This is a genomic window from Dermacoccus sp. UBA1591 (genome assembly GCF_002322065.1).
GTDB classification, from domain to species: domain Bacteria; phylum Actinomycetota; class Actinomycetes; order Actinomycetales; family Dermatophilaceae; genus Dermacoccus; species Dermacoccus nishinomiyaensis.
In genome coordinates this window covers 1-2,469 of record NZ_DCNR01000071.1, presented here as the reverse complement: position 1 = coordinate 2,469, position 2,469 = coordinate 1, and the positions used below count along the sequence as shown (strand labels likewise).

General features: G+C 68.2%; 3 protein-coding genes and 1 tRNA gene. 3 read left to right on the top strand and 1 reads right to left on the bottom strand.

The genetic code is table 11. The features are described 5' to 3' along the window. Positions 1 to 21 precede the first annotated feature (21 nt). From B2284_RS07300 to B2284_RS07290, 3 genes are all read left to right on the top strand, one after another. Positions 22 to 666 (top strand): CoA transferase subunit B, encoded by a 645-nt coding sequence (locus B2284_RS07300; protein ID WP_038569361.1) that lies wholly within the window; start codon positions 22 to 24, stop codon positions 664 to 666. A gap of 222 nt (positions 667 to 888) precedes the next feature. Beyond that, positions 889 to 1,248 (top strand): hypothetical protein, encoded by a 360-nt coding sequence (locus B2284_RS07295; protein ID WP_074045672.1) that lies wholly within the window; start codon positions 889 to 891, stop codon positions 1,246 to 1,248. A gap of 203 nt (positions 1,249 to 1,451) precedes the next feature. Next, positions 1,452 to 1,527, top strand: a tRNA-Lys gene (locus B2284_RS07290). 105 nt (positions 1,528 to 1,632) lie between these two features. On the opposite strand, the gene B2284_RS07285 is transcribed toward B2284_RS07290, so the two are convergent. Continuing rightward, positions 1,633 to 2,295: a lytic transglycosylase domain-containing protein gene (locus B2284_RS07285; protein ID WP_074045671.1), complete on the bottom strand. Its 663-nt coding sequence runs from the start codon at positions 2,293 to 2,295 to the stop codon at positions 1,633 to 1,635. Positions 2,296 to 2,469: the final 174 nt, after the last annotated feature.

Sequence of the window (2,469 nt, the reverse complement as noted above, 5' to 3'; positions counted from 1 at the left end):
GCGAGACGGAGGGTGACTGACATGGCCTGGACGCGAGAGCAGATGGCGGCGCGTGCTGCGGCGGAGCTGCAGGACGGCGATTACGTCAACCTGGGCATCGGGTTGCCGACGCTCGTGCCGAACTACGTGGCGGACGACGTCGAACTCGTCCTGCAGTCGGAGAACGGGCTGCTGGGGGTAGGCGCGTATCCGAGCGATGGCGCCGTCGATCCCGACCTCATCAATGCGGGCAAGGAGACGGTGACGCTGCGGCGCGGCGCCTCGACGTTCGACTCGGCGATGTCGTTCGGCATGATCCGGGGCGGCAAGGTCGATGCGGCCATCCTCGGTGCCATGCAGGTGTCGGCGGACGGTGACATCGCGAACTGGATGATCCCGGGCAAGATGGTCAAGGGCATGGGTGGCGCGATGGATCTCGTGCACGGCGCGAAGAAGGTCATCGTCCTCATGGAGCACTGCGCGAAGGACGGATCGCCCAAGATCCTGCCCGCGTGCACCCTGCCGATCACGGGGCTCGGTGTCGTCGAGCGCATCATCACCGACCTCGCCGTCATCGACGTGACGCCCGACGGTCTCGTCGTCACCGAACTCGCACCGGACGTGACGTTCGCCGAGCTCGAGTCGAGGACGGGCGTGCCGCTGACGGCGGCGGCATCGGTGGGCTGAGGCAGCCATTCGGGCGCCGTGGGTGATCGACGGCGATCCGGGCGCGCGGGTGAGCTCGGGGCGTCGTCGGAGACCGATGACACCCCGAGCTCCAGCACGGCCTCGGGACGACGCGGCGATCGATGGCGACGCGGGGGATGCCCAGTGTGACCTCGGGCGGCCCCGGGGGTGTTCCATAGTGCGACAACGCAGTAGCGTGGCAGTGAGGAAAGGTGGTGCGTCATGGGGACGTGGAACTACGTGGTGAACGAGAAGTTCACCGAGGAGTACGGCGAGGGTTCGCTCAGCCGGTTCGCGGACATGCTCGGCGACGTCGCCGGGCGAGTGCGGCCGGGCGATCGTGACGGCGCGATGGAACTGCTCGACGCAGGCTTCGAGCGTCTGGGCATGAACATGCCGAAGCTCACGCGTGACCAGCTCGCCGAGAACCTGACGATGGCGGAGCACAGCACTGTCGTCATCAGCGATGACTCCGGTCGCATCATCGCCGAGCACGCGCTGCCCGGTGCGGTGACCAGCACCGACGAGGAGCGGCGCACGCACGTCGAACCCGAGGACGGCGACCGCCCGGCCTACAGCTGAGCCGCCGCTCGCCCCGTTAGTCGGCACCCGCTCGCAAGGCTCGCCCCGCCCGGTTCGTCGTGACGCGTCGGGCGGGGCTAGGCTGTCTCGCGCTGCACGGTGGCCGTGCGAGTCGACGATCGTGAGTCGGACGACTCGTCACGATTCTCTTCTGGCGCATCGAGCCCGATGCAAGGATCTGGGTGCCAGGAGCCGAGCAGCAAGGGCCTTTAGCTCAATTGGCAGAGCTGCGGACTTTTAATCCGTAGGTTGTGGGTTCGAGCCCCACAGGGCCCACCACTCGTCGGCGCGACGAATGTGGACGAAAACCGCCGTTGTGCCAGGTCCCGACCGGCCCGCCCCTTCTGCGATTTGCATCCACATTCGGTCCAGCAGACACGCGGGTCACGACGCAGGTCGCGTCGCTCCACTCCTCGCGGCCCCGCCCATCGACGCACCACTCGTCGGCGGCAGGGGCTTGGCGTACTTGCCCATCGCGTGGGCGATGGCGTCGACGTAGTGTTCCGTCTCCGCGAACGGCGGGACGCCCTGGTACTTCGTCACGTTGCCGAAGCCTGCGTTGTAGCCGGCGAGCGCGAGGCGCATGGGGTTGTCGGCGATGCCTGAACGTTCGGCCCGCTGCTTCAGCTCACGCATCAAACGCCCCTGTGCGGCGATGGCGTCGGCGGGGTCGAACGGGTCGCCCTTGCCGTGGCTGGCCCACGCATCGGGCGTGAACTGGGCGAGCCCCTTGGCGTTCGCGTGCGAGACGGCCTTCGGGTTCCACTTCGACTCGACCTCGAGCTGCGCAGCGAGCACAGCGCCGGGCACGCCCGATTCGCGTGACGCCGCCGCGACGAGCGGCCCCCAGCCGTTCGGCACCTTCGACTCGTCCAGCGTGCCGAGGGGCGCGTCGAACGACGTGACGGGCTGCGGGTCCGAGCGTGTCGACGTCATGAGCAGCAGCAATCCCGCGCAAAGCGCGACGACGAGGCACGTCACGACGATGCGCCCACGCCGCGTCAGACGGATGGGCGCGGACGATGACGCGGCGCGTCGTGGGGTCATGATCTTCCCGTTCGCTCTCGTCTTGCGCGTCTTGCGCGTCTTGCGCGTCTTGACGTCCGACTCTCGGCCGAACCCGGCTGCTTGCCCGCTGCTGCCTCACACTCTGCCAAACGATCAGGGGGCGTAGAACCCTGTCGATGTACGCATCCCCTCCGCAAGGCCGGGGTAGCGGGC